General features: G+C 63.1%; 1 protein-coding gene. It reads right to left on the bottom strand.

Features of this window, described 5'->3' with window-relative positions; translation table 11 throughout:
• Window positions 1-89: 89 nt before the first annotated feature.
• Window positions 90-1,106 (bottom strand): group II intron reverse transcriptase/maturase (gene ltrA / locus GGD53_RS31415; protein ID WP_184460589.1); only part of this gene is annotated, 1,017 nt, incomplete at its 5' end.

Genomic DNA, 1,106 nt, shown 5'->3' with positions numbered 1-1,106 from the left:
AATCGGCATAGGGGGCGATCGATGTGATCGCACCCCTGCCACACCACCCGGCATGCGGGTCCGCACCGGGCGGTTCGAGAGATTGAGGTTTACGCGAGTCTGGGCATTCCGAGTTGGTCTGCCCATTTGATCGTGAGGACGGTGTTGAGGAGTTTGGCGCTGTTGCGCCACCAGCGGCGGGCGTTTCCCGCCACCTGCAGTGCCACCTTGAGGCTCGCTCCTCTTGCCATCAGTTCCCGGAAGATCGTCCTGCCTCGTTTCCATTGCTTGAGCTGGATAGCCCGCAAACGATGACGCATCCACTCGTCCAGGTCGTTGAAGACCGACGGTGTTTGCGCCAGCCGGAAGTAGGCTTTCCATCCGCGCACGAAGATGCGCAACCGTTCCACCACCGCTTTGAGGGATCGCCCCGTCACGCGCGGTGTCAGTTCGCGAATGCGCTCCTTGAACGCCTTGATGGCCTTGCCGGCCACTCGTCGCTTGACCACACCCCCGGCTTGCCGGAAGGCATAGCCGAGGAATTTGCGGCCGAAGACGCTGGCAACGGCGCTCTTGGCCTCGTTCACCGTCAAGTGAAGCCGGCCATAAAGACGCCGCAGCAGAACCATCACCCGCTCGCCCGCGCGCCGCGACCGCACATAGACGTTGCAGTCATCGGCATAGCGGCAGAAGGCATGGCCCCGCCGTTCAAGTTCCCTGTCCACCTCATCCAGCAACACATTGGCCAGAAGCGGCGACAGCGGCCCACCCTGCGGCGTGCCTCGGCTCCGCTTGATGACCGCATCCCCATCAACGATATCGGCGCTCAGATAGGCCCGGACCAGGCGGATGACGCCGGGATCGGGGATTTTCCTGCGCAGACGGTCGATCAGGATGTCGTGCTCAACCCGGTCGAAGAACTTCTCCAGGTCAACGTCCACAACGACACGACGCCCGGACTGCACGAACGATTGTGCCGCAAGAACGGCATCGTGCGCACCGCGTCCCGGACGAAAGCCGTAGCTGTGCTGGCTGAAGGTCGGATCAAGGATCGGCTGGAGGACTTGCAGGAGCGCCTGTTGGATCAGGCGGTCCAGCACCGTGGGGATACCGAGCTCACGCTCGCC

Source organism: Rhizobium aethiopicum (assembly GCF_014197535.1).
Lineage (GTDB): Bacteria > Pseudomonadota > Alphaproteobacteria > Rhizobiales > Rhizobiaceae > Rhizobium > Rhizobium aethiopicum_A.
Note: the sequence above shows the minus strand (reverse complement) of the source record. Positions and strands in the feature narration are given on the sequence as shown.